Here is a 22,594-nt window from a genome sequence, read left to right as displayed (position 1 = left end):
CCGCAACGGGCGGAGCCCCCGGCCGTCGCCGGGGGCTCCGCTCCGTCCGTCCGGTCAGCCGAGGGACGTGACGTCCAGCTCGCCCTGCGCGTACCGCCTGCGCAGCACCTTCTTGTCGAACTTGCCGACGCTGGTCTTCGGGACCGCCTCGATGACCGTCCAGCGCTCCGGCAGCTGCCACTTGGCGATCCTGCCCTCGTCGGCGAGGAAGGCGCGCAGGGTCTCGAAGGTGGCGGTGGCGCCCTCCTTGAGGACGACCGTGGCCAGGGGGCGCTCGCCCCACTTGTCGTCGGGGACGGCGACGACCGCCGCCTCGGCGACGTCCGGGTGGGACATCAGGGCGTTCTCCAGCTCCACGGAGGAGATCCACTCGCCGCCGGACTTGATGACGTCCTTGGCCCGGTCGGTGAGGGTGAGGTAGCCGTCGGGGGAGATGGTGCCGACGTCGCCGGTCTTGAGCCAGCCGTCCGCGCTGAACTTGTCGGCGGGGCGCAGCGGCTCGGCGTCGGGGCCGTTGTAGTAGGCGCCCGCGATCCAGGGGCCGCGCACCTCCAGCTCACCCGCGGACTCGCCGTCCCACGGCAGGCGTTCGCCGCCCGGGCCGGTCAGCCGGGCCTCGACGCCGGCCGGGAAGCGGCCCTGGGTGAGGCGGTAGGCGAACTCCTCGTCGGTGCCGACCGCGGCGGCCGGGGGACGGGCGACCGTGCCCAGCGGGGACGTCTCCGTCATGCCCCAGGCGTGGCAGACCCGCATGCCCAGCTTGTCGAAGGCCTCCATCAGCGACGGCGGACAGGCCGAGCCGCCGATGGTGACCTGGGTGAGGGAGGAGACGTCCCGGGGGTGCGCGGTCAGCTCCGCGAGCAGGCCCTGCCAGATGGTCGGGACGGCGGCGGCGTGGGTCGGCTTCTCGGCCTCGATCATCGCGGCGAGCGGGGCCGGCTGCAGGAAGCGGTCCGGCATCAGCATGTTCACGCCGGTCATGAACGTGGCGTGCGGCAGGCCCCAGGCGTTCACGTGGAACTGCGGGACCACGACCAGGGAGGTGTCCTGGTCGGTCAGGCCCATCGACTGGGCCATGTTGACCTGCATCGAGTGCAGGTAGATGGAGCGGTGGCTGTAGACCACGCCCTTGGGGTCGCCGGTGGTGCCGGAGGTGTAGCACATGGCGGCGGCCTGGCGTTCGTCCAGCTCGGGCCAGTCGTAGGTGGCCGGTTTCCCGGCGATCAGGTCCTCGTACTCGTGGACCTGGACGGCCGCCTCCGCGAGCGGGGCGCGGTCCCCGGGGCCGGTGACGACCACGTGCTCGACGGTCTTCAGGTGCGGCAGCAGCGGGGCGAGCAGCGGCAGCAGCGAACCGTTGGCGATGATCACGCGGTCGGCGGCGTGGTTGACGATCCAGGCCAGCTGCTCGGGCGGGAGGCGGAGGTTCAGGGTGTGCAGGACCGCGCCCATGGACGGGATCGCGAAGTAGGCCTCGACGTGCTCCGCGTTGTTCCAGGCGAGGGTCGCCACGCGCTCGTCGCCGGTGACGCCGAGGTCCTCGCGCAGCGCGTGGGCGAGCCGGGCCGCGCGGGCGCCGATCTCCGCGAAGGAGCGGCGGTGCGGTTCGTCCTCACCGGTCCACGTGGTCACCTGCGATGTCCCGTGGATCGTCGACCCGTGGGTCAGGATCCTCGAGATCAGCAGCGGTACGTCCTGCATGGTGCTCAGCACGGCGTCCTCCCGGGCGACATTGCCTGCGCGGTGGTAAGGGTTGCGCTGATTCTGCGCACATACCACGCGGTATGTCACTAGGGGGCGGTGATCGATCAAAAGACGTCGGCCGGCGCCCCGGGCTCAGGAGCGGACGAGTCCCAGCTCGGCGTCCTCGCGGAGCTTGCCCAGGGCGCGGGACACGGCCGACTTCACCGTGCCCACCGACACGCCGAGCACCTCGGCCGTCTGGGCCTCGCTGAGGTCCTCGTAGTACCTGAGAACGACCATCGCCCGCTGCCGGGCGGGCAGCCGCGTGATCGCCCGCCACATCGCGTCGCGCAGCGCCTGCTGCTCGGCCGGGTCGTCGGCGCCGGGCACCGGGTCCGGCTCGGGCAGTTCGTCGCAGGCGAACTCGTCGACCTTGCGCTTGCGCCACTGCGAGGTCCGCGTGTTCAGCAGCGCCCGGCGCACATAGCCGTCCAGGGCGCGGTGGTCCTCGATGCGCTCCCAGGCGACGTACGTCTTGGCGAGCGCGGTCTGCAGCAGGTCCTCCGCGTCGCTCGGGTTGCCGGTGAGCGAGCGGGCGGTACGCAGCAGCACCGGCTGGCGGGCCCTGACGTACGACGAGAACGACGGGTACGGAAGGGTCTGCGCCGCCGGTGGCGCGGCCGCCTTCGAAGCGCTGGTGCAGACGAGTGTGGTCATGGCTCCACGCTATGAGCGGGCGGTGCCGGGCGGATCGGCCGCAGGTCCCGAAGCGGGGTCCCCCTCAGGTTGTAGGGGCGGGGGTGACTGCACCTCCTGTAGGTGGAGCGGCGGGCCCGGCGTACTGCGGGTTCACCCCTGGGGGTCGGCGGTCAGCACGAGCCCCGACGTGGGGACGCCGGTGCCCGCCGTCACCAGGACCCGCCGCGCCCCCGGCACCTGGTTCACCGCAGCGCCCCTGAGCTGCCGGACGGCCTCCGCGATGCCGTTCATGCCGTGCAGGTACGCCTCCCCCAGCTGGCCGCCGTGGGTGTTGAGCGGCAGCCGCGCCTCGGCCACGAAGTCCGCCGCCTCGCCGGGGCCGCAGAAGCCGAACTCCTCCAGCTGCATCAGCACGAACGGCGTGAAGTGGTCGTAGAGGATCCCCACGTCGATGTCGGCCGGCGCGAGCCCCGAGGTGCGCCACAGCTGCCGCGCCACCACCGCCGCCTCGGGCAGGCCGGTGAGGTCGCCGCGGTAGAAGCCGGTCATCTGCTCCTGTCCGCGTCCCGCGCCCTGGGCGGCCGCGGCGATCACCGCGGGCGGGTGGGGCAGGTCGCGGGCCCGCTCGACGGAGGTGACGACGAGGGCCTGCCCGCCGTCCGTCTCCTGACAGCAGTCCAGCAGGCGCAGCGGCTCGGCGATCCAGCGGGAGGCGGCGTGGTCGGCGAGGGTGAGGGGGCGGCCGTGGAAGTACGCCGCCGGGTTGGTCGCCGCGTACGCGCGTGCGGCGACGGCCACGTGCCCGAAGGCCTCCGGGGCCAGGCCGTGGACGTGCAGGTAGCGCCGGGCCGCCATCGCCACCCAGGAGGCCGGGGTGAGCAGGCCGGACGGCAGGGTCCAGCCGAGCGCCGCGCCCTCCGCCGAGGGTTCCCGGTGCCGTACGCCGGAGCCGAAGCGGCGGCCGGAGCGCTCGTTGAAGGCCCGGTAGCAGACCACCACCTCCGCGACGCCCGCGGCGACGGCGAGAGCGGCCTGCTGGACGGTGGCGCAGGCCGCTCCGCCGCCGTAGTGGACGCGCGAGAGGAAGGAGAGCTCGCCGATGCCGGCCGCCTGGGCGACGGTGATCTCGGGACTGGTGTCCATGGTGAACGTGACCATGCCGTCGACGTCGGCCGGGGTCAGCCCCGCGTCCGCCAGGGCCGTGCGCACCGCCTCGACGGCCAGGCGCAGTTCGCTGCGGCCGGAGTCCTTGGAGAACTCGGTGGCTCCGACACCGGCGATCGCCGCGCGTCCGCCGAGTCCGTCCCCGCCTCGGCGCGCACTCACGCGGGGACCCTCACCGTCACGGTGCCGGTGACGTGGGTGCCGATGCCGTTGGCGCCGACGACCCGGACGGTCGCGGTGTCGCCGACGACCTCCTCGACCGTGCCGGTCAGCACCAGCGTGTCGCCGGGGTGGTTGGGCGCGCCGAGCCGGATGGCCACCCGGCGCAGCTCGGCCCGCGGGCCGAAGTGGTCCGTGACGTAGCGGCCGACCAGGCCGTTGGTCGTCAGGATGTTCATGAGGATGTCGGGGGAGCCCGCGCGCCGGGCCGCGTCCGGGTCGTGGTGGACGTCCTGGAAGTCGCGGGAGGCGATCGCCCCGGCGACGATCAGGGTGCGGGTCAGGGGGATCTCCAGGGGCGTCAGGCGGTCGCCGGCCTTCACCGCGCCACCCCGTGGAAGACCGGCAGCACCAGCTCCTCGTCGAAGCGCCGGAACCCCAGCCGCACCGGCATGCCGATGCGCACCTCGTCGTGCTCCACCCCGACCACGTCGGCCACGATCCGCACCCCCTCGGCGAGCTCGATCAGGCCGACCGCGTACGGCGGGTCGAAGCCGGGCGAGGGCGGGTGGTGCATGACGACGTACGAGTGGACGGTGCCCCTGCCGCGTGCCGCGACGGTGTCCCAGTCGGGACAGCCGCAGTCGTTGCACCCCGGCAGCCAGGGGAAACGCAGGCGGGCGCAGTCGGCGCAGCGCTGGATGAGCAGTTCGTGGCGGGCCACGCCCGCCCAGAAGCCGGCGTTGTCGCGGTTGACGACGGGGCGGGGGCGCTTGTCCCGCGGTGGTGTGTCGCGCCGGTGCGCGGGGGCGTACTTGAGGATGCGGAAGCGGTGGGTGCCGGCCAGTTCGCCGTCCGCCCGGACGTCCGTGCGCGTGGTGACGAAGTAGCCCGGGCCGAGCCGGGTGGCCTTGCGCTCCGAGACGGACTCGATCACCGAGTCGTAGGTGACGCGGTCGCCCGGGCGCAGGGGGCGCAGGTACTCCTGCTCGCAGTCGGTGGCGACGACGGCAGCGTGGCCCGAGCTGTCGAGGAGGGTGAGGAGTTCGTCGTAGGCCGCCGTGCGTTCCGGGCGGCGGGAGAGACCGGCCATGGTCCAGGCCTGGAGCATGGTGGGGGGCGCGATGGCGTCCGGGCCCGTGTAGGCCGGGCTCTGGTCACCCATGGCCTCGCACCAGTGCCTGATCATGGGCTCGTTGACCGGGTCGCGGCCGACCCCGGTCGCGGCCGCCGGCCGGCCCGCGTAGGCCTGCAGGCGCGCCTCGAACTCCTCGTGGACCTCCGGCTCACCGCTCACGGTTTCTGACTGTCCGTCAGATCGCGGGGTCCGTCAAGCCCTCGAAGAGGCCGAGGACGCGGACGAACGCCTGTGCGGCGGTACCGGAGCACCGCCGCTCAGACGCTTGTCACCCCACGAAGCACACCCACCCCGGCGACGGGCCGGCACCGGCGCACCGGCCCGCCGGGCTCACCACCACAGCGGGGCGAAGCTGACGGCGGTGTTGGCGTTGCCCTGGTTGACGGCCGTGAACGCCGAGCCGTTGACCTGCGCGGTGTTGCTCTGGTTCGAGGCGCCCTCGCCCACGGCCTGCTGCTGGGTGGTCGCCGCGTTGCCGAAGTTGTCCCCGCCGACGCCGCTGCCGAGGATGCCCTGCTCGGCCTCGGTGACGGCCGCGATGGATCCGTTGGCCGCGAAGGCGCCGTTGTCCGCCGTCGCGACGCCGGTGAAGACGGCGGCGGCGAGCGGCAGGGCGGAGACGGCTGCGATGACGCGGGCGGTACGGATGCTTGCCATGGTGTTGTCCCTCCAGGACCTCGGAACCGTGCGCACGGCCGGCTCATGGCCGTGAGTGCGCGAAGTGCTGCTGAAGTGCTGCTGAAGTACTGCTGCCACCAGGGAAGTTGGCCGGCCGCCCTGGCTTTCCGTGCGACGTCGCGAGTCCAGAGTTGCCCACCGAATCCCCGGCGAACCACCCCGGAAGCCACCATTCGCACGCAAGCGTGAGGACATGTCGATAAACCCCTTTGCGTCACTTCCGTCCCGGACAGGGCGCAAGAGGACGTTCGAACCCGGGTGCCGCAAGGGACGAAGCGTTCCCGCACTTTTCGGTCACCGCACCCCGTCCCGGCGCGCCGCGCCCGCTCCCCCTTTCCTTTTTCGAACACACGTACGAAACTAGTGTCATGGCCACCACCGACCGGCAGGCCACGACGCTGGCCCTCGCATTCGCCCTGTCCGCCGCCGAGCGCGGGCTGGCCGTCATCCCCCTGTCGCGCACCAAGCTGCCCGCGCTGCGCTCCCCCCACCGCGACGACCCCGCCCCGTCCCCCTGCCACGGCGAGTGCGGCCGCCCCGGCCACGGGGTGTACGACGCCTCCAGCGACCCGGCCCGCATCCGCGAACTGTTCGCCGCCGCGCCCTGGGCGACCGGCTACGGCATCGCCTGCGGCCTGCCCCCGCACCACCTGATCGGCGTCGACCTGGACGTGAAGACCGGCACGGACTCCTCGGCCGCCCTGCGCGAGCTGGCCCTGCGGCACCTGTTCACCATCCCCCCGACGGTGGTGGTGCTGACCCCGTCCGGCGGGCGCCACCTGTGGCTGAGCGGCCCGGCCGACGTGGTCGTGCCCAACTCGGCGGGACGTCTCGCCCCCGGCATCGACATCCGGGGCGCCGGCGGCTACCTCGTCGGCCCCGGCTCCCGCACGGACCGGGGCGTGTACGCCGCCGCCCCCGGAACCGCCCACCTGCCCCCCGCCCGCTGCCCGCGCTCCCTGCTGCGGCTGCTGCTCCCGCCGCCCCGCTCCCACCACCCCACACCGGCGGCGGCCGGCGGCCACGGCCAGGGCCTGGTCCAGTTCGTCCTGGCCGCCCACGAGGGCCAGCGCAACACCCGCCTGTTCTGGGCGGCCTGCCGGGCCTACGAGGACGGCATCGGCCCGGCGCTCGTGGCGCCCCTGGTGGAGGCGGCCCTGAACACCGGCCTGTCCGAGCGTGAGGCCCGCGCGACGATCGCGTCGGCGGCCCGGATGACGGGACACCGGCCGTGACCCGAGCCCCGTCCCTGAGCACCGAAAGACCCCCATGCACCCGTACGGCACACCACCGGCCATGGCGCTCGCCCGCCTCGTCCTGGCCTCGGGCCGCTCGGTGGACCTCGCCGAGCTGCGCTTGTCGTCGACCTACGGCGACCTCCCGGCGGGCTACCCCTGCAAGCCGGTGAACGACCTGCGCATCGCCCGCCTGGTGCGCGCCGCCGAGCGCGCCCATCCCGGCACGCCGGTCCACCTGGTGCCGCCCGCGCGCGAGTACCCCGACCAGTACGCGGGCGGCCTCGGGCCCGTGGAGGTGCTGCCGGACGTGGCCTGCCTGGGCACGTTCCGGTCCACGGCCCTGGACCCCGGCCGCGACCCGGTCACCTACCACTCCCGCCTGGTCGTGGTCTGGTTCCAGGCCACGACCCGCCTGCCGTCCGGCTGCGACGCGGACCCGGCACTGCGGGACCTCGACTGGACGGCCCTGGCCCGGGACGCCCGGACCGTTGCGTAGGGTCGTCCGATGAGCGACTCCCGTACGGAACTGCTGCGCGCGCAGTTCGAGTTGACCTGGTCGTTGTTCGAGTACCACCTGGAACGGCTGGTGCCGCAGGACTTCCTCTGGGAGCCCGTGCCGCACTGCTGGACGCTGCGCCGGGCCGCCGACGGCACCTGGGTCCCGGACTGGGCGGACACCGAACCCGACCCCGTCCCGGTGCCCACCATCGCCTGGGTGAGCTGGCACATCGGCTGGTGGTGGAGCGTCGCCCTGGACCACGCGCAGGGCCGTCCGCCCCGCGACCGGACGGACATCGCCTGGCCCGGCGCGGGCGGCGCGACCGTCACCTGGTTGCGGGACCTGCGCACGGAGTGGCTGTCGGTCCTGGACGGCCTGGACGGGACGGACCTGGACGCCACGGCCCCGTTCCCGTGGCCCGAGGACCCCCGCTACACCGTGGCGCACATGGTGGCGTGGGTGAACACGGAACTGACCAAGAACGTGAGCGAGATCGGCCAGCTGCGGCTGCTGCGGGCGGCGTCGGCAGTAGGTCAAAATCACTAACCGCACGCATGTGACCTGCGAGAAGACGGTTCGTTGAAGCGGGCATGCGAACTCGCCCGCTCTCCCGTGCCGCCGTGCTGCTGATCGCCCTCGTCGTCCTCCAGGGCGGCTCCCCCGCCCTGGCCGGTGAGGGCGGGGGCGGGGGCAGCCGGTCGGGGTCGATCGACCCGCTCACCCCGTTCGCGCAGGGCGCCTCCGCCCTCGCGGGCATGGCCCAGCCGTTCTACACCGCCTTCAGCCGGGCCGTCTCGCCGCCGAGGTCCTGATCCGGCGGCGCCGCCGCGCGGCCCGTGACATCGTGAGGGCATGAGCATCGACGTGCGCCCCGCGACGGACTTCGAGGACGTCCGCGCCGTGCTCGGCCCGAAGTCGCCGACCGCGAACGTCTGCTGGTGCCTGAGCTACCGGATCCCCTCCAAGCTCAACAACGAACTGCGCGGCCCGGCCCGCGGCGCCTACGTCGCCGAGCTGTGCCGCGCGGACCCGCCCCCGGGCGTGCTCGCCTACGACGGCGACGAGCCGGTCGGCTGGGCCGCCGTCGCCCCGCGCGCCGGCACCTCCTTCGCCCGCAACCGCAAGATCCCGCACGTGGACGACCTGCCCGTGTGGTCCCTGTGGTGCGTCCGGGTCCGCCCCGGCCACCGCAGGCAGGGCATCTCGCACGCCCTGATCGCCGGAGCCGTCGACTTCGCCCGGGCACACGGGGCACCGGTGATCGAGGCGTACCCGCTCGACAACGGCGACGCCAAGGTCGACCTGACGATGGCCTACGCCGGACTGCGGAAGAACTTCGAACGCGCCGGCTTCACGTGGGCGGCGGACACCACCTCGGTCCTGGCCGGTCATCCCCGGGTTCTGATGCGGCGGGACCTGCGCTGAGAAAAGGCCCGACCGCTGGCGACGGGGGATGCACCAGCGGTCGAGCCATGGCCAAGGGTAACAAGCGCTTGCCCAGTCCGAGCCGACTGGCCGTCAGGAAGTCGGGGTTGTGACTGGTATCACTCAACTTCCTTGACCGTCGCGGCCGTTGGGCACACCGGCCGTCTCAGTCGGCGCACGGCGGGTCGTAGGAGAGGCGGGACAGGTAGGCGCGCCAGGTGTCCGGCGTCAGCACGCCCCGGGTCATCGAGCAAATGCGGTCCACCGCCCGGGCGACGTCCAGATCCCAGATCCGGACGGTGTCGGCGCCGCTGGACACCCCGAGCATGTGGCTGTTCGGGCTGAACGCCAGGAAGTTGCCGGTCTCGGCGCCCGGGCTCATCGACTGGCCGATCGCGGTGGCCCCGGAGGGGTCGGCGACGTCCCACAGCCGGACGGTGCTGTCGTTGCCGCCGCTGGCCAGGGTGCGGCCGTCCCGGCTGAACGTGAGGGACACGACCGCCTCCGTGTGGCCGGTCAGGCGCCTCTCCTCGGCGGCGCCGGCGGGGTCCGCGACGTCCCAGAGCCGGACGGAGCTGTCGTCGCCGGCGCTGGCCAGCGTGCGGCCGTCGCGGCTGTAGGCGAGAGCGTTGACGGCGCCGCGGTGCCCCCGCAGCGGCGTGCCGATCAGCGTGATCCGGGCGGGATCGCCCGCGTTCCACAACCGGATGGTGCCGTCCGCGCTGCCGCTGGCGAGCGTGCGGCCGTCCGGGCTGAAGACGAGGAAGTTCACATAGCCCTTGTGGCCGGTCAGGGGCGCGCCCAGCGGCCGGGGACGGGACGGGTCCGCGATGTCCCACAGCCGGATGGTCCGGTCGTCGTGGGCGGTGGCCAGCACGCGCCCGTCCGGGCTGAAGGCGAGCGGGTCGGCGTACCGGATGCGCAGGGGGATGGAGGAGCGGTACGCGACGGGGTGCTGCGGATCGCTGAGGTTCCACAGCCGCACGGTCCGGTCGCCCATCACCGCCGCGACCGTACGGCCGTCCGGGGAGAACTCCAGGGTGCGCACGCCGTCCTTCCCGGGCCGGAACGGCTCCCCGATCCGCACCGGCCTGCCGGGCCTGCGCACGTCCCACAGCCGCACCCGGCCGTCCCGCCCGGCCGTCGCCAGCACCCGCCCGTCGGGGCGGAACGAACCCGTCCGGCCGGTCATGTCCGACCGCGGCACGGCCCACAGGCGGACCTTGTTGTCGCCCGTGCCGGTGGCGAGGGTGCGCCCGTCGGGGCTGAAGCCGAGCGCGTACATCTCACCGCTGCTGCCCGCCAGGGGCCCGCCGACCTGCGACGGGTACGCCGGATCGCCGACCTTCCACAGGCTGGCGGTGCTGTCCGCGCTCGCGGCGGCGAGCATGCCGCCGTCGGGGCTGAACGCCACGGACCAGATCGGGCCGGTATGGCCGGTGAGCGGCGCTCCGATCTGTTCCGGGCGCTGCGAATCGGCCATGTTCCACAGGCGGACGGCGTTGTCCTCGCCGCCGCTGGCGAGCGTCCTGCCGTCGGGGCTGAAGGCCACGGAGTGCACGAGGGCGCCGTGGCCGGTCAGCGGCCTGCCGAGCGGCCTCGGACGGTCCGGGTCCGTCACGTCCCACAACCGGATCGTGCCGTCGTCGCCGCCCGCCGCCAGCGTGCGGCCGTCCGGAGTGAACGCCACCGAGCGCGCGGCGGCCGTGTGCCCGGTCAGGGGTTCACCGCGCGCTCGCGGCCGGCGCGGGTCGGCCACGTCCCACAGCCGGACGGTGTGGTCGTCGCTCGCGGAGGCCAGCGTCCGGCCGTCCGGGCTGAAGGCGATCAGGTAGATCGTGCCGTCGTGGCCGGTCACCGGCGCGCCGAGCCGCTGCGGACGACCCGGGTCCGTCACGTCCCACAACCGGATCGTGCCGTCGTCCGCGGCGCTGGCCAGCGTCCGGCCGTCCGGGCTGAAGACCGCGCTGCTCACCCAGCTCGTGTGGCCGGTCAGCGGCGCGCCCAGGGGCCTCGGCCGCCGGGGGTCGGTCACGTCCCACAGCCGGACGGTCCGGTCGTAGCTGGCGGTGGCCAGGGTCTTGCCGTCCGGGCTGAACGTCGTGAGGTAGACGGCACCGGTGTGGCCGATGAGGGGGGTGGCCAGCGGCGCGTTCACGATGGACATCACGCGGCTGTTCGCGCCCTCGTCGTCCGGCCGGAGCCGGTGGGCGACCAGGTCGAGCTGCGCGGACAGCGAGGGATCGGTGTCCCGGACGCGGTCGGCCTGGGCCAGCACCTGCTCGAACACGGCGTCGTCGCGCTGCTGGAAGGCGATGAACGCCGACCCGACGGCCAGCACCGCGAGCACGACCAGTGCCGCCACCGCACCCCGGGTGATCCACAGGAAGCGCCGGCGCAGCCGGACCGAGGCGGCCAGGAACTCCACCGCGCTGCGGGTCAGGAACGTGTCCCCGGCCGACTGGGCCCAGGTGTGGGCCTGCTCCAGCCGGGAGCCCCGGTAGAGCAGGGAGGTGTCGCGGCCCGACTCCTCCCAGGCCCGGCCGTCCTCCTCCAGGCGCTGGCGCAGCAAATTGCCCTGCCGGTCCTCGTCGATCCAGTCGCGCAGGCGCGGCCAGGCGTGCAGCAGCGCCTCGTGGGTGATCTCCACGGTCTCCGCGTCGAGCGTCACCAGCCGGGCGCGGACCAGCGCTTCCAGGGACTCCTCGGTCTTGCCGGGGTCGTTCGACTCGTCCGCGAGCTGCCGCCGGGTGCCGCGCCGCCGGGTGGCCTGGGTGTCCTCGCCCAGCCTGACCAGCCGGAGCAGCAGCAGGCGCGCCGCCGTGCGGGCCGCCGGGTCGAGCCGCGACCAGGCCCGCTCGGCGGTCGCCGCGACCGCGCCCTGGATGCCGCCGGCCGCGCGGTAGCCGGCCAGGGTCAGCCGGCCCGCCTTCCTGCGCTGCCAGGTGGCGAGCAGGGCGTGCGACAGCAGCGGCAGCACACCGGCGTCGTGCGCCCCGCGCGGCCCGTCGGCGCTGACCTCCCGGACGATGAGCTCCGCCAGGCCCGGCTCCAGCTCAAGGCCGACGGCCTTGGCCGGGCCGGTCACCGCCTCGCGCAGTTCGGCGGCGGTGAGCGGGCCGAGCACCATGTGGCGGTGCTGGAGCGCGTCGGCCAGTTCCGGATAGCGCAGGCAGCGCTCGTAGAAGTCGGCCCGTATGCCGAGGACGACCACCGCGGGGGCCGGTCTCCCGGGACCCGCCGGTGTGCAGGCGGCGTGCATGACCTCGATGAAGGCGCGCCGCTCGGCCTCGTCCGCGCAGAGGGTGAACGTCTCCTCGAACTGGTCGACGATGACGACCGCACGGCCACCGGAGGGGGCCTCGCGCCGGGCCCAGGCCGTCACGGCGTCGCGGACGGCGTCCCGGAATGGCGGAGTGCCGGCTTCCTCCCCCTCCGCCGCGGCCCGCTCCGACAGCGCCGAGAGGACGGGCTCCAGGTCCGGTATCCGCCGGGTCAGCTCCGCGAGCGGATCACCACCCGGTACGAGCTGCACGACCTGCTCGGTCCGTGCGGGGTCGCCGGGGCGGTCGCCGCCGGGGGAGAGGCGGTCCGGGTCGCCGTCGCCCGGGTCGTCGAGCTGGGCGGCCTGGGCGGACCGGGCGGCCTGGGCGGACCGGGCGGCCTGGGCGGCCTGGGCGGCCTTGTCGGACCGGGCGGCCTGGGCCTGGTCGCGGCCCTTGCCGACGTGGGGGTGGTCGCCGCCGGGGGAGAGGCGGTCCGGGTCGCCGTCGCCCGGGTCGTCGAGCTGGGCGGCCCGGGCGTCCTGGGCCTGGTCGAGGCCCTTGCCGACGTGGGGGTGGTCGCCGCCCGGACCGTGGTCGCCGCCCGGGCCGTGGCCGGCGCCCGGGCCGTGGCCGGCGCCCGGGCCGTGGCCGGCGCCCGGGCCGTGGCCGGCGCCCGGGCCGTGGTGGTGGCCGGCGCCCGGGCCGGCGCCCGGGCCGTGGTGGTGGCCGGCGCCCGGGCCGTGGCCCTCGTCGGCGTCACCCCGGCCGGCCCGGATCCTTCCGCCCCTCACGCCCTTCCCGCCCCTGCCGTCGTCGCCGCTCAGGGCGCCGTCCCGCAGGGCGGGCACCAGGCCGGCGTTCAGCAGCGAGGACTTCCCCGCCCCCGACGCGCCCACCAGCATGACCAGACCGCCCGTGCCGGCCACCGCCCGCAGCTGCGCGACGAGTGCCCGGGTGCTCCGCTCCCGGCCGAAGAACCACCGGGCGTCCTCCCGGCGGTAGGAGGCCAGCCCGCGGTACGGGCAGACCCCGCCCGGCGCGGGCGGTGTCCCGGCGGCGGGCCCTTCCTCCGCCGCCGGCGCCGCGGGCCGCTCGCCGACCGGGTCGGCCACCGCGCGCTCCCACAGCCGCTGCCACTGCGCGAGGTCGTACAACCCGGGGGAGACCGGCGTCGGCCGCGCCCGGCGTGCCTCGGGGATCAGCACGTGCAGCACCGCCGCGAGGGCGGTGAACTGCGCGGGTACGTTCCGGGCCCGGCGCCAGTCGCTGATCCGCTGGGCGGAGACCCGCACGGGCCGCCCCCGTTCGTCGATCCGCTGCAGCCGCCCGACCGACTCGGACACGCGTTTGAGTGGAGGGTTGCCCGCTTCCTTGTACAGCAGTGCGAGGCGTTCCGCGAAGGCGGTGCGTGCCCCCGGGTCGGAACTCAAGGTCTCCCCTCCTCCCTGGTCACGCCGGGACGTCCGACGTCCGGTCCGGAAAACTCACTCTATACAGTTGACCTGCGGTAATACCCTCCACTTGACCCCGGAACCTCCCCGTCCAGGGCCGGAAATGGCAGGATCCGGACGCAGCAACGCACCCATCCGGTCAGCTTCCATCCGAGTCGGACGACGGTGACTCCACCGTTCGGCACCGGTCCCCACGAGGGGAGGGACCGGTGTCGGACGATGTGGTGATCCTCCCCTGCGGACGGCGCCCACCAACCCGCCGACCGCGCTCCCCGATTCCGCCGGCCGGTCCTCCCGCACCCGGACACCCCTGGATAACTGACGGACCGTCAGTTATCGTCGGTCTGCCGCACCGCCTTCGCAGCGACGTACAGGGGTGAGCGCAGTGGAGTCACGTCCCGAGAGCCCACGACCGCAGGGTGCTCCCCGCTGGGTGGCGATGTTCCACCGGCCGGCCACGGACTCCTGGCGGACGGCCGCCGAGTCGCCCCACCGCGCTCCCGTCCTGCACGCCGTCGGCGAGATGACCCGGACCCTGCGCGCACGGGGCGAGGAGGTGACCGTCGCCGTGTGGGGGCCCGAGGACGGCGCGTGGCACCGCTTCGACGCCCCGGTGCGACAGGCGGCCTCCTCTCGCGCGAGCTCGGCGACGGCCCCGGGCGAACCCACCGGTTCGACGGCGGCCCCGCCCGAACCCACCGGGCTCGCGCAGCGGATGACCGGCCGCCGCCATCAGATCCTCGTCGCCGGGCTGAACCAGGCGGGCCTGTACGACCTCACGCCCGAGGACGACACGACCGTCCGGGCGCTCGTCGACGGCCTGGACGAGGCCGCCGTTCGCCGGGTCGCCGACTGGCTCGCGAGGGCCGCGGGCACGCGCTAGCTGTATTGATTACGAGCGTTGTTAACGCTGGCCGGGCCGGTCCGCACGGCATCCGGCCGGTCCACACGGGATCCGGCCGTCCGCACGGAATCCGGCCAGTCCGATCGGAATCCGGCCGACCCGCTCGGCGCCCGGCCGGTCCACGGGATCCGGCCGGTTCGACCGGAGCTCCGCCGGGCAGTGACTGCCTGATGCCCACGGCTCGTGACGCCGTCCGGAGGGGGACACAGGCTCATGAAGGTCGTCATGCAGGTCTCCGTCGACCGCGATCTCTGCTACGGATCCGCCGAGTGCGCCCACCGGGCCCCGGCGGTCTTCGACTTCGTCGACGGATACGGCGTCGTCCGGCCGGGCCGGGACAGGACGGAGGAGGGTGACCCGGACGTCCTGGAGGCGGCGGAGAAGTGCCCGAGCCAGGCGATCGCCATCACGGCGACACCGGCGCCGCCCCCGCCTCCGTCACCGTCACCGTCGCCTTCTCCGTCACTAGCGCCGTCGCCGTCGCCGTCGCCGGACCAGTCGTAGCCCCTGCGGATGCCGCTCCCCGACCTGCTCGCGGTCTTCGCGCACCCCGACGACGAGTCCCTGGTCGCGGGCGGTGTGCTCGCCCGGCACGCGGCGGCGGGCGCGCGCACCGCGGTCGTCACCGCGACCTGGGCGCCGGACAGCCCGCGCGCCGCGGAACTGGCCGAGGCCCTCCGCGTCCTCGGCTCCGGCCCGCCCCGGATGCCCGGGTACGCCGACTCGCGCGTGCCGCACTCGGCCCCGGGCCGCCCTCGCCTCCTCGACGCACCGCTCGACGAGACGGTGCGGGACGTGGTCGCGCACATCCGCGCGTTCCGCCCGCGCGTCGTGCTCACCCATGACGCGTACGGCGGGCTGACCGGCCACGAGGACCATGTGCACACCCACCGGGTGACCCTGCTCGCGGTCCACGCCGCCGGTCTCGAACGCCTCTGGCCGGACGCCGGTGATCCCTGGCGACCGGGCGCGCTGTACCTGGCCACGCACCCCCACTCGGCCGTGCGCGCCTGGGCCGGGCTCCTGGTCCCCACGGGCAAGCCGATGTACACGGTCCCGGACTCGCACGTCACGACCGCGCTCGACGTCAGACCCTGGCTGGACCGCAAGGTCGCCGCGATCCTGGCCCACCGCACGGAGGTCGCACGGGGAGCCGCCCCGGGCCTGATCGCCGCGCTGCCGGTCCCGGAACGGGCGCTGCTGCTCGGCACGGAGTGGTACACGCGCCTCGACCCGGGCCCCGTGCCCGCGGCGGGCCCGGACGCGGACACGGCCCTGTCGTCATAGAGGGGCGCCGAAGCTCCACCGCAGACGGGACAGCGCTCGGGCCCTGGTCTCCACCACGGCCATCCGGGCCTCCCGCTCACCCCGCTCCATGTGGGCGGGCTTCCCGGTGACCTGCCCCTCCCACTTCCGGTACAGCAGCCCGACCTCCCGCGAGAACCACCCCCGGCTCACCGCGTTCAGCGCGAGCAGCAGTCCCGTGTCCTCCGAGGCGGGCAGCGCCATCCAGCCGCCGAGCGCGAGCAGCAGCTCGCGCCGCACGAACAGCGAGGCCGGGTGGACCTGGGCGAGGAAGCCGTTGGCCTTCCAGTGCTCCAGCACCGCTCCGCGCTCGATCACCCCCTCCTCGGGATCGCCCGGGAACCCGGCCGTCGACCCGTCGGGCAGCAGGTCCAGCACCCGGGACGTCACCCAGGCGAGGCCGCGGTCCCCCTCCAGCACGGCCAGGTCCCGCGCGAGCACCCCGGGCGTGAGCCGGTCGTCGGCGTCCAGCACCTTCACGTAAGCGCCCTCGGCGTGCGCCAGCGCCATGGTCCGGGCCACCCCGGGCCCACCGCCGCGTCCCTGCCGGAACGTCACCCGCGGGTCGTCGGGCACGTAGGGCCGTACGCCGTCCCCCTGCCCGTCCTCCTGGATCACCCAGTGCCACTCCCACCCACCGGGCAGCCGCTGCGCGCACAACGACGCGTAGGCCTCCGGCAGGAAGCGGGCATGGGGTCCGTGCACAGCGGTGACGACGACGATGCGCCGGCTCACCGCGGCACGCGCTTCTCCCGACGTCACGGCCAGCATGCTACGCCGCCGCACCCGCGGCCCCCGGCACGCGTACGACGACCTGCCCAGGCCTGAACAACGGCGCCCCGGCGGACGTCAAGACGGGTATGGAAGCCATCCCCCGCACCCAGCCTGCGCGCACGCCTTCACCCTCCGCATCGGAGCGATTACCGGACCGCGCCGCGTCCACGCCTCCATCGAGGCTGGGCTGGCTGGACGCGTTGCGCGGTATCGCGGCACTGGTCGTGGTGTTCGACCATTCGTCCTACGCCTTCATGGCGGAGCTCCGGCACGAGGTGGCACCGGAGTTCAACACCAGCCGGTACGGCATCATGGTGTTTTTCCTCGTCAGCGGCTACATCATTCCCGCCTCGCTCGAACGGCGGGGCTGCGTCCGGACCTTCTGGATCGGACGCGTCTTCCGCATCTACCCCCTGTGCGGGGCCGTGATCGCCGCGCTCCTGGCCGCCGGCCTGCTGGGCTTCGCCCGGATCCCCGACTTCGAAGGCCAGAGCGTCGTCTCGGTGGCCGTCGCCCACGCCACCCTCCTCCCGGAGCTGCTCGGCACCCCCAGCCTCCTGCTCGTCCTGTGGACGCTCGCGTACGAGATGGCCTTCTACCTGCTGGTGGTCGCCCTCTTCACGGTCCGTCTCCACCAGCGGTCCGCGGCGATCGCCGTCACCCTGGCGGTGCTCGCCGCCGTGAGCGTGACCGTGGCCGGTGCGCTGCCCGCGTCCGCCCTCTCCGGCGCGGTCGGCACCGACCTGCTGGTGGCCGTCTCCGCGATCGTCGTGCTGGGCGCCGTCTGGGCCACGACCTCGCCCTCCGCGGTGCTGCGGACCGTCGGTGCCGTGCTCGGCGGCGTACTGGCGCTGGCACTGGTCGCCTGCAACGGCACCGTGCCCATGTGGGAAGGGCTGGTCATCCTCGCGGTGATGTTCCTGGGCACGGCCGTCCACCGTGCCGAGAGCGGCCGGACGTCGTGGGGCCGTGCCGCCGGCACCGCCGTGACGGTGGTGACCTGCGCCGTGGCCGCCGCCCACCGGTACGGGGACGGCTCCCACTTCACCCGGCGTGCGTGGATCGCCTCGTTCCTGCTGGCCGTCCTCACCTTCGGCGCCGGCCTGGCATTACGCCACCTCCGGACACCACGCGTGCTGACCTGGCTCGGGACGATCAGCTACTCGCTCTACCTGGTGCATCCGGTACTGCTGGCGGTGACGGACGCCACGATCGGCCGCCGGCGACAGGACCGACTCGACCTGGAGCTGGCGTTCTACGCCGTGCTGCTTCCCCTCAGCGCGCTGACCCACCGTTACCTCGAAGCGCCGGCCCAGGCCTTCGGCCGCGCCATGGCGCACCGACGCCGCACACAACCGCCGCGCGCACGGCGAACGGCCCCCGACCGGAGAGTCGGGGGCCGTTCTCACTGCTCATCGCGCGGAGGCGGTGGGATTTGAACCCACGGTGACATCGCTGCCACGACGGTTTTCAAGACCGTTCCCTTCGGCCGCTCGGGCACACCTCCCCGCGCCTGCCGTGATCGGCGGCGCGGGGACAAGGGTAACGGGTCGGTGCGGGCGGGTGGGGGTCAGTTGTCGCCGACGCGGGAGCCCAGGGTGACCTCGGTCGTACGCTGCTTGCCGTCGCGCTCGTAGGTGATCGTGACCTTGTCGCCCGGCTTGTGGGTCCAGATCTCGCCGATCAGGGTCGGGCCGGAGTCGATCACCCGGCCGTCGAGCTTGGTGATGACGTCGCCGGGCTTGAGGCCCGCCTTGGCCGCCGGGCCGCCCGGCTCGACCGGTGTGCCGGTGCCGCCCGCGCCCTCCTCGGAGATCTGCGCGCCGCCGGAGCTGTCGTCCAGCGAGACGGACGCGCCGATCTTCGCGTACACCGGCTTGCCGGTCCGGATCAGTTCCTGGGCGACGTACTTGGCCTGGTTGATCGGGATCGCGAAGCCCAGGCCGATCGAGCCGGACTGGCCGGTGCCGAAGCCGCCGTTGCCGGTGGACTGGATCGCGGAGTTGATGCCGATGACGTTGCCCTGCGCGTCCAGCAGCGGCCCGCCGGAGTTGCCCGGGTTGATCGACGCGTCGGTCTGCAGGGCGCTCATGTACGACGCCTGGCTGCCGCTGCCGTCGCTGGAGGCCACCGGGCGGTTCTTGGCGCTGATGACGCCCGTCGTCACCGTGTCGGACAGGCCGAAGGGGGCGCCGATCGCGATGGTCGCGTCGCCGACGGCCACCTTGTCGGAGTCACCGAGGGTGAGCGGCTTGAGGTCGCCGGGGGCGTCCTTGAGCTTGATGACCGCCACGTCGTAGCCCTGCGCGTTCCCGACCACCTCGGCGTCGTACTTCTTGCCGCTCGGGAACGTCGCCGTGACCTTGCCGCCGTCCACGGCGTCCGCCACCACGTGGTTGTTGGTGACGATGTGGCCCTGCTTGTCGAAGACGAAGCCCGTGCCCGTGCCGCCCTCGCCGCCGGTGCCCTCGGCCTCGATCGTGACCGTGCTCGGCAGCGCCCTGGCGGCCACGCCCGCGACCGTGCCCGGGTCGCGCTTGACGTCACCGCCGCTGGTGGAGGACGAGACCGTCGTCGAGCCGGTGCTGTCGTCGTTGTTCTTCGCCAGCGTGTAACCGAGGCCGCCGCCCAGACCGCCCGCGACCAGCGCGGCGATCAGGACGCCGGCGACCAGCCCACCGCGCCCGCGGCCGGACTTCGGCGCCGGCTGCTGGTAGGAGGCGCCCCAGCCGCCCGGGCCCGAGCCGCCGCCGCCGTGCGGACCGGCCGGCGGCGGGGGCGGGGGCCAGGAGGGGTCCGGGGCGGAGGAGGAGACGCCGGCCCGGCCCGCGTCACCTGGCGCGCCCTGCCCGTGCGGGGGGCGGTTGGCGTCCTGTCCGTACGACCCCTGGGGCGCCGGAGCAGCGGGAGCGTCCACCGGCACGGGAGGTGCGGACGGGGCGGGGGGTACCGCGGTGCCCTCGTTCTCGGTGCTCACAGCTTCTCTCCTCGATCCACGGCTGTTGTCCTGGGTCGCACTCGGTCTCGCTCGGTCGCGCCGGTCGACGGTCCGGCGCGATGCAGCTGTGCTTGTCCCTTTGTATGCCGTCAGCTTTTCCCACCGGCCGTCAGAGCACCATAAGCGGTGGCTGTGGGTCCGGAGCCATTCTTTATATAGGGCATCACTGACGAAAGGGACGCAATCCCAGTGCTTCCGTCCGGACCTGCCCATCCGTCGAGTCCGTCCGACCGGACGCGTACCCGCGTGCGGTGGCACCATGACGCGGTGACCCACGCACGCCAGCATCCGATTCAAGTCGTCGCCCACCGCGGGGCCTCCGAGGACGCCCCGGAACACACCCTGGCCGCGTACACCAAGGCGATCGAGGACGGCGCGGACGCGCTCGAATGCGATGTGCGCCTGACCGCCGACGGCCACCTGGTGTGCGTGCACGACCGCCGCGTCAACCGTACGTCCAACGGCCGCGGCGCGGTCTCGGCCCTGGAGCTGGCCGACCTCGCCGCCCTGGACTTCGGCTCCTGGAAGACGCGCGACGCCTGGAAGGGACGCGACGAGGAACCCGACTGGGAGCACCGCCCGGAGGACCGCGAGGCGACCTCCGTACTCACCCTGGAGCGGCTGCTGGAACTCGTCGCCGACGCCGGGCGCCGGGTGGAACTGGCCATCGAGACCAAGCACCCCACCCGCTGGGCCGGACAGGTCGAGGAGCGGCTGCTGGTGCTGCTGAAGCGGTTCGGCCTCGACGCCCCGGCCCGCGCCGAGGAGTCGAAGATCCGGGTCATGAGCTTCTCGGCCCGCTCACTGCACCGCGTGCGGGCCGCCTCCCCGACCCTGCCGACGGTCCACCTGACGCAGTTCGTCACACCCCGGCTGCGGGACGGGCGGCTGCCCGCGGGCGTGCGGATCGCGGGCCCCTCGGTCCGCATCGTGCGCAACCACCCCGCCCACATCGAGCGGCTGAAGCAGGCCGGCCACCAGGTGCACGTCTGGACCGTGAACGAGCCCGAGGACGTCGACCTGTGCGTCGGCCTGGGGGTCGACGCCATCATCACCAACCGCCCGCGCGCGGTGCTCGACCAGCTGGGCCGCTGAGCCCGGCACCCGGCAGCGGGACCCCACAAGTCCCACCAGCCCCACGCACACCTCTTGACCCCACCCCTTGACGGACGGGATGCTCCCTTCCCGGCCACACCGATGATTTCCAGCCACGCGATTACGAGGAGTGCTCCGGCGCGTTCGGACCGTATTCGATCGCGGTGAGTGCGTCACCGGACGTGGAGTGGCCGGTTTCCGGTACAGGCCAATGGGGCATCCACACCGTGGCGTGGGGCGAAGGAGGTCTCGGGGGTGGCGTTGGTGGTGGCACAGGAGGTGCCCACGTCGTCGAGCATGGCCGTACCCCATGGCCCTGCAGGCGTGGGGGAGGCGAGACACCGCATGCGGGCGCAGCTGCGCAGCGGTGGGGTAGCGGAAGCGGTCATCGACGACGCCGTTCTCATCCTTTCCGAACTTCTGAGCAACGCGTGCAAGCACGGCAGGCCCCTGGGCGACGCCCTCTCCGGTGACGGCGATGTCCGTGCCGCGTGGCGCGTGGACCCCTCCGGCCGGCTCATCGTCGAGGTCACGGACGGCGGCGGCCCGACCCGCCCCGCCCCCGCGACCCCCTCGGTCACGGCACACGGCGGCCGCGGGCTGAACATCATCACCGCGCTCGCCGACGACTGGGGCGTCCGGGACGACGTCCGCGGCGAGGTCACGGTCTGGGTCGTCGTCCACGACGACGTCCACGACCCGGACGCGGGCCACCGCCGCGACGACTTCGCGACCCGCGTCACCGCCCCGCCCGTGTCCCGGACGGCATGCCTGGACTTCGCGGACGCCTTCGAGGACATCGACTGAGCACGGCACACCGAGCAGGACCGGCGTGACCGTCCACGGGACCGCCGTGACCGTCCACGGGGCCGGCGTGACCGTCCACGGGACCGCCGTGACCGTCCACGGGACCGCCGTGACCGTCCACGGGACTGACTGACCGCCCCCGGGACCGCCGTGACCACCCCCGGTACGCCGCCGCGGGGACGTGATCGTCGAGGACCGGGCGGATCGTCGGCGGCACCTCGCCGCAGGACCCGGTGTTGTCCACAGGGCCCCGTCCCCCGGGGCACGAACGGCTAGGCTCGCGACCGTACGAGACGAGCCGTAACCGGGAGACCCATCGATGGCCAAGAAGCGACCCCAGACGAAGGCCAAGCGCCCGCAGACCACGGGCGGAGCCGGCGCCGTCGGCACCGAGGGAGACGTTCCGGTCGTCGGCGCACGCGAGCCCTGCCCCTGCGGCAGCGGCCGCCGCTACAAGGCCTGTCACGGCCGGGCCGCCGCCCACGCCGTGACCGAGCTGGTCCGCCGCCCCTTCGAGGGCCTGCCCGGCGAGTGCGACTGGGTGGCCCTGCGTGAGCTGGTCCCGGCGGCCACGGCCCGACTGCCCCTGAAGGACGGCCTCCCCGAGGGCGTCCCCGCCGTCACGCTGGCCACGGTCCTGCCGATGGCCTGGCCCGCTCTGCGCCGCGACGACGGCTCGGTCCTGCTCGGCCTGCAGAACGACACCTCGTCGGGCGACATCAGCCGCGACCTCGCCGACACCCTGCTGCGCGCCCTGGAGGCGAAGCCGGGCACACCGGTGCAGGGCCGCCGCGCCCCGGCCGACGGCCCGCGTCTGCAGGACCTGCTCGACCCGGAGGGCGGCTTCGAGCCAGAAGTGCACAGCGGCTTCGAGTTCTGGGTCCCGGACCCGGAGAACGCCACGCCCGAGGTGACCGCCTCCCTGGAGCGGGCCAACGCCGCGGCCATCCCGACCGTCAAGCTCCAGGGCGTGGACGCCGCCTACTGGTGCGAGACGCCGGAGAAGAACCACCTGCGCTGGGTCATGCCGCACCCCGAGGAGCAGCTTCTGGACGCTCTCGCGCGGCTGCACGCCGCGGGGCGTTCCAGCCTCGGCGAGGGCACCCGGCTGGTCGGCTCCTTCCGGGCCCACGGGCTGACGGTGCCGGTCTGGGACCTGCCGAGCGGCGTCTCGGCCGAGGACGTGGAGAAGCCGGCGGCCGAGTTCGCCGAGCGCCTCGCGACCGCGCTGGCGACGGACGCGCCGCTCACGGCGGACGAGCGGCGGGCACGGGGCGGACTCACCAACCGGCAGGTCACGCTGAGCTGAGG

21 protein-coding genes and 1 tRNA gene are annotated in these 22,594 nt (G+C 74.0%); 12 read left to right on the top strand and 10 right to left on the bottom strand.

From position 1 onward, the window contains the following. Positions 1–54 precede the first annotated feature (54 nt). From AC07DA_RS13665 to AC07DA_RS13640, 6 genes are all read right to left on the bottom strand, one after another. A complete protein-coding gene (locus AC07DA_RS13665; protein ID WP_479127838.1) occupies positions 55–1,701 on the bottom strand; it encodes a long-chain fatty acid--CoA ligase in 1,647 nt (548 codons plus the stop codon). Between the two features lie 135 nt (positions 1,702–1,836). After that, entirely contained in the window at positions 1,837–2,400 is a 564-nt protein-coding gene (locus AC07DA_RS13660; RefSeq protein ID WP_479127626.1) for a SigE family RNA polymerase sigma factor, read from the bottom strand. Positions 2,401–2,532: 132 nt separating this feature from the next. Further along, positions 2,533–3,708: a lipid-transfer protein gene (locus AC07DA_RS13655; RefSeq protein ID WP_479127624.1), complete on the bottom strand. Its 1,176-nt coding sequence runs from the start codon at positions 3,706–3,708 to the stop codon at positions 2,533–2,535. Further along, positions 3,705–4,088, bottom strand: coding sequence for a MaoC family dehydratase (locus AC07DA_RS13650; RefSeq protein WP_479127622.1), 384 nt, complete (start codon positions 4,086–4,088; stop codon positions 3,705–3,707). The genes AC07DA_RS13655 and AC07DA_RS13650 overlap by 4 nt, the downstream gene beginning before the upstream one ends. After that, positions 4,085–5,002, bottom strand: coding sequence for a bifunctional MaoC family dehydratase N-terminal/OB-fold nucleic acid binding domain-containing protein (locus AC07DA_RS13645; protein ID WP_479127620.1), 918 nt, complete (start codon positions 5,000–5,002; stop codon positions 4,085–4,087). Before AC07DA_RS13645 ends, AC07DA_RS13650 begins: the two co-directional genes overlap by 4 nt. Positions 5,003–5,173: 171 nt before the next feature. Next, a complete protein-coding gene (locus AC07DA_RS13640; RefSeq protein WP_479127618.1) occupies positions 5,174–5,500 on the bottom strand; it encodes a hypothetical protein in 327 nt (108 codons plus the stop codon). A 389-nt stretch (positions 5,501–5,889) separates the two neighbouring features. On the opposite strand from AC07DA_RS13640, the gene AC07DA_RS13635 reads away from it, so the two are divergent. From AC07DA_RS13635 to AC07DA_RS13615, 5 genes are all read left to right on the top strand, one after another. Next, the gene (locus tag AC07DA_RS13635; RefSeq protein ID WP_479127617.1) at positions 5,890–6,756 is read left to right on the top strand and encodes a bifunctional DNA primase/polymerase; all 867 of its coding nucleotides are present in this window, start codon (positions 5,890–5,892) and stop codon (positions 6,754–6,756) included. Positions 6,757–6,817: 61 nt separating this feature from the next. Further along, a complete protein-coding gene (locus AC07DA_RS13630; RefSeq protein ID WP_479127615.1) occupies positions 6,818–7,255 on the top strand; it encodes a hypothetical protein in 438 nt (145 codons plus the stop codon). A 9-nt stretch (positions 7,256–7,264) separates the two neighbouring features. Next, positions 7,265–7,804 (top strand): DinB family protein, encoded by a 540-nt coding sequence (locus AC07DA_RS13625; RefSeq protein ID WP_479127613.1) that lies wholly within the window; start codon positions 7,265–7,267, stop codon positions 7,802–7,804. A 44-nt stretch (positions 7,805–7,848) separates the two neighbouring features. Then, positions 7,849–8,070 carry a hypothetical protein gene (locus AC07DA_RS13620; RefSeq protein ID WP_479127611.1) on the top strand — a complete coding sequence of 74 codons (222 nt, stop codon included), beginning with the start codon at positions 7,849–7,851 and terminating at the stop codon, positions 8,068–8,070. A gap of 40 nt (positions 8,071–8,110) precedes the next feature. Continuing rightward, the gene (locus AC07DA_RS13615) at positions 8,111–8,683 is read left to right on the top strand and encodes a GNAT family N-acetyltransferase (RefSeq protein ID WP_479127609.1); all 573 of its coding nucleotides are present in this window, start codon (positions 8,111–8,113) and stop codon (positions 8,681–8,683) included. Between the two features lie 166 nt (positions 8,684–8,849). On the opposite strand, the gene AC07DA_RS13610 is transcribed toward AC07DA_RS13615, so the two are convergent. Next, a complete protein-coding gene (locus tag AC07DA_RS13610; RefSeq protein WP_479127607.1) occupies positions 8,850–13,379 on the bottom strand; it encodes an nSTAND1 domain-containing NTPase in 4,530 nt (1,509 codons plus the stop codon). Between the two features lie 460 nt (positions 13,380–13,839). Between AC07DA_RS13610 and AC07DA_RS13605 the strand changes: the two genes are divergently transcribed. From AC07DA_RS13605 to AC07DA_RS13595, 3 genes are all read left to right on the top strand, one after another. Beyond that, on the top strand, positions 13,840–14,283 hold the full coding sequence (locus AC07DA_RS13605; RefSeq protein WP_479127837.1) for a hypothetical protein: 444 nt from the start codon (positions 13,840–13,842) through the stop codon (positions 14,281–14,283). Between the two features lie 234 nt (positions 14,284–14,517). Continuing rightward, positions 14,518–14,808, top strand: coding sequence for a ferredoxin (locus tag AC07DA_RS13600; protein WP_479127605.1), 291 nt, complete (start codon positions 14,518–14,520; stop codon positions 14,806–14,808). A gap of 9 nt (positions 14,809–14,817) precedes the next feature. Continuing rightward, the gene (locus tag AC07DA_RS13595) at positions 14,818–15,591 is read left to right on the top strand and encodes a PIG-L deacetylase family protein (RefSeq protein WP_479127603.1); all 774 of its coding nucleotides are present in this window, start codon (positions 14,818–14,820) and stop codon (positions 15,589–15,591) included. Here AC07DA_RS13595 and AC07DA_RS13590 read toward each other — a convergent pair. Continuing rightward, positions 15,586–16,371: a glycosyltransferase family 2 protein gene (locus tag AC07DA_RS13590; protein WP_479127601.1), complete on the bottom strand. Its 786-nt coding sequence runs from the start codon at positions 16,369–16,371 to the stop codon at positions 15,586–15,588. The two genes, AC07DA_RS13595 and AC07DA_RS13590, sit on opposite strands and share 6 nt — an antisense overlap. Positions 16,372–16,583: 212 nt before the next feature. Between AC07DA_RS13590 and AC07DA_RS13585 the strand changes: the two genes are divergently transcribed. Beyond that, positions 16,584–17,822 carry an acyltransferase family protein gene (locus tag AC07DA_RS13585; protein ID WP_479127598.1) on the top strand — a complete coding sequence of 413 codons (1,239 nt, stop codon included), beginning with the start codon at positions 16,584–16,586 and terminating at the stop codon, positions 17,820–17,822. Here AC07DA_RS13585 and AC07DA_RS13580 read toward each other — a convergent pair. Together AC07DA_RS13580 and AC07DA_RS13575 are read right to left on the bottom strand one after the other, a co-directional pair. Further along, positions 17,804–17,890: transfer RNA gene (locus tag AC07DA_RS13580), tRNA-Ser, on the bottom strand. The two genes, AC07DA_RS13585 and AC07DA_RS13580, sit on opposite strands and share 19 nt — an antisense overlap. 63 nt (positions 17,891–17,953) lie before the next feature. Further along, positions 17,954–19,360 (bottom strand): S1C family serine protease, encoded by a 1,407-nt coding sequence (locus AC07DA_RS13575; RefSeq protein WP_479127596.1) that lies wholly within the window; start codon positions 19,358–19,360, stop codon positions 17,954–17,956. A 288-nt stretch (positions 19,361–19,648) separates the two neighbouring features. Between AC07DA_RS13575 and AC07DA_RS13570 the strand changes: the two genes are divergently transcribed. The 3 genes from AC07DA_RS13570 (at position 19,649) to AC07DA_RS13560 (ending at position 22,592) form a co-directional block, all read left to right on the top strand. Then, positions 19,649–20,476, top strand: a complete 828-nt coding sequence (locus tag AC07DA_RS13570) for a glycerophosphodiester phosphodiesterase (RefSeq protein ID WP_479127595.1) — start codon at positions 19,649–19,651, stop codon at positions 20,474–20,476. 168 nt (positions 20,477–20,644) lie between these two features. Then, positions 20,645–21,283 (top strand): ATP-binding protein, encoded by a 639-nt coding sequence (locus tag AC07DA_RS13565; RefSeq protein ID WP_479127593.1) that lies wholly within the window; start codon positions 20,645–20,647, stop codon positions 21,281–21,283. Positions 21,284–21,602: 319 nt separating this feature from the next. Next, complete coding sequence (locus AC07DA_RS13560) at positions 21,603–22,592, top strand: DUF5926 family protein (RefSeq protein ID WP_479127591.1); 990 nt, start codon at positions 21,603–21,605, stop codon at positions 22,590–22,592. Positions 22,593–22,594 lie beyond the last annotated feature (2 nt).

Source organism: Streptomyces sp. NPDC044921 (assembly GCF_056432865.1).
The sequence above is the reverse complement of the archived record's forward strand: the minus strand, read 5'-3'. Positions and strand labels throughout refer to the sequence as shown.

What these genes read in the sequence shown, in the direction of transcription:
- AC07DA_RS13615 (WP_479127609.1), top strand. Translation starts at nt 8,111, where the DNA reads ATGAGCATCGACGTGCGCCCCGCGACGGACTTCGAGGACGTCCGCGCC.
- AC07DA_RS13560 (WP_479127591.1), top strand. Translation starts at nt 21,603, where the DNA reads ATGGCCAAGAAGCGACCCCAGACGAAGGCCAAGCGCCCGCAGACCACG.
- AC07DA_RS13630 (WP_479127615.1), top strand. Translation starts at nt 6,818, where the DNA reads ATGGCGCTCGCCCGCCTCGTCCTGGCCTCGGGCCGCTCGGTGGACCTC.
- AC07DA_RS13605 (WP_479127837.1), top strand. Translation starts at nt 13,840, where the DNA reads ATGTTCCACCGGCCGGCCACGGACTCCTGGCGGACGGCCGCCGAGTCG.
- AC07DA_RS13625 (WP_479127613.1), top strand. Translation starts at nt 7,265, where the DNA reads ATGAGCGACTCCCGTACGGAACTGCTGCGCGCGCAGTTCGAGTTGACC.
- AC07DA_RS13595 (WP_479127603.1), top strand. Translation starts at nt 14,818, where the DNA reads ATGCCGCTCCCCGACCTGCTCGCGGTCTTCGCGCACCCCGACGACGAG.
- AC07DA_RS13660 (WP_479127626.1), bottom strand. Translation starts at nt 2,400, where the DNA reads ATGACCACACTCGTCTGCACCAGCGCTTCGAAGGCGGCCGCGCCACCG.
- AC07DA_RS13635 (WP_479127617.1), top strand. Translation starts at nt 5,890, where the DNA reads ATGGCCACCACCGACCGGCAGGCCACGACGCTGGCCCTCGCATTCGCC.
- AC07DA_RS13620 (WP_479127611.1), top strand. Translation starts at nt 7,849, where the DNA reads ATGCGAACTCGCCCGCTCTCCCGTGCCGCCGTGCTGCTGATCGCCCTC.
- AC07DA_RS13640 (WP_479127618.1), bottom strand. Translation starts at nt 5,500, where the DNA reads ATGGCAAGCATCCGTACCGCCCGCGTCATCGCAGCCGTCTCCGCCCTG.
- AC07DA_RS13665 (WP_479127838.1), bottom strand. Translation starts at nt 1,701, where the DNA reads ATGCAGGACGTACCGCTGCTGATCTCGAGGATCCTGACCCACGGGTCG.
- AC07DA_RS13600 (WP_479127605.1), top strand. Translation starts at nt 14,518, where the DNA reads ATGAAGGTCGTCATGCAGGTCTCCGTCGACCGCGATCTCTGCTACGGA.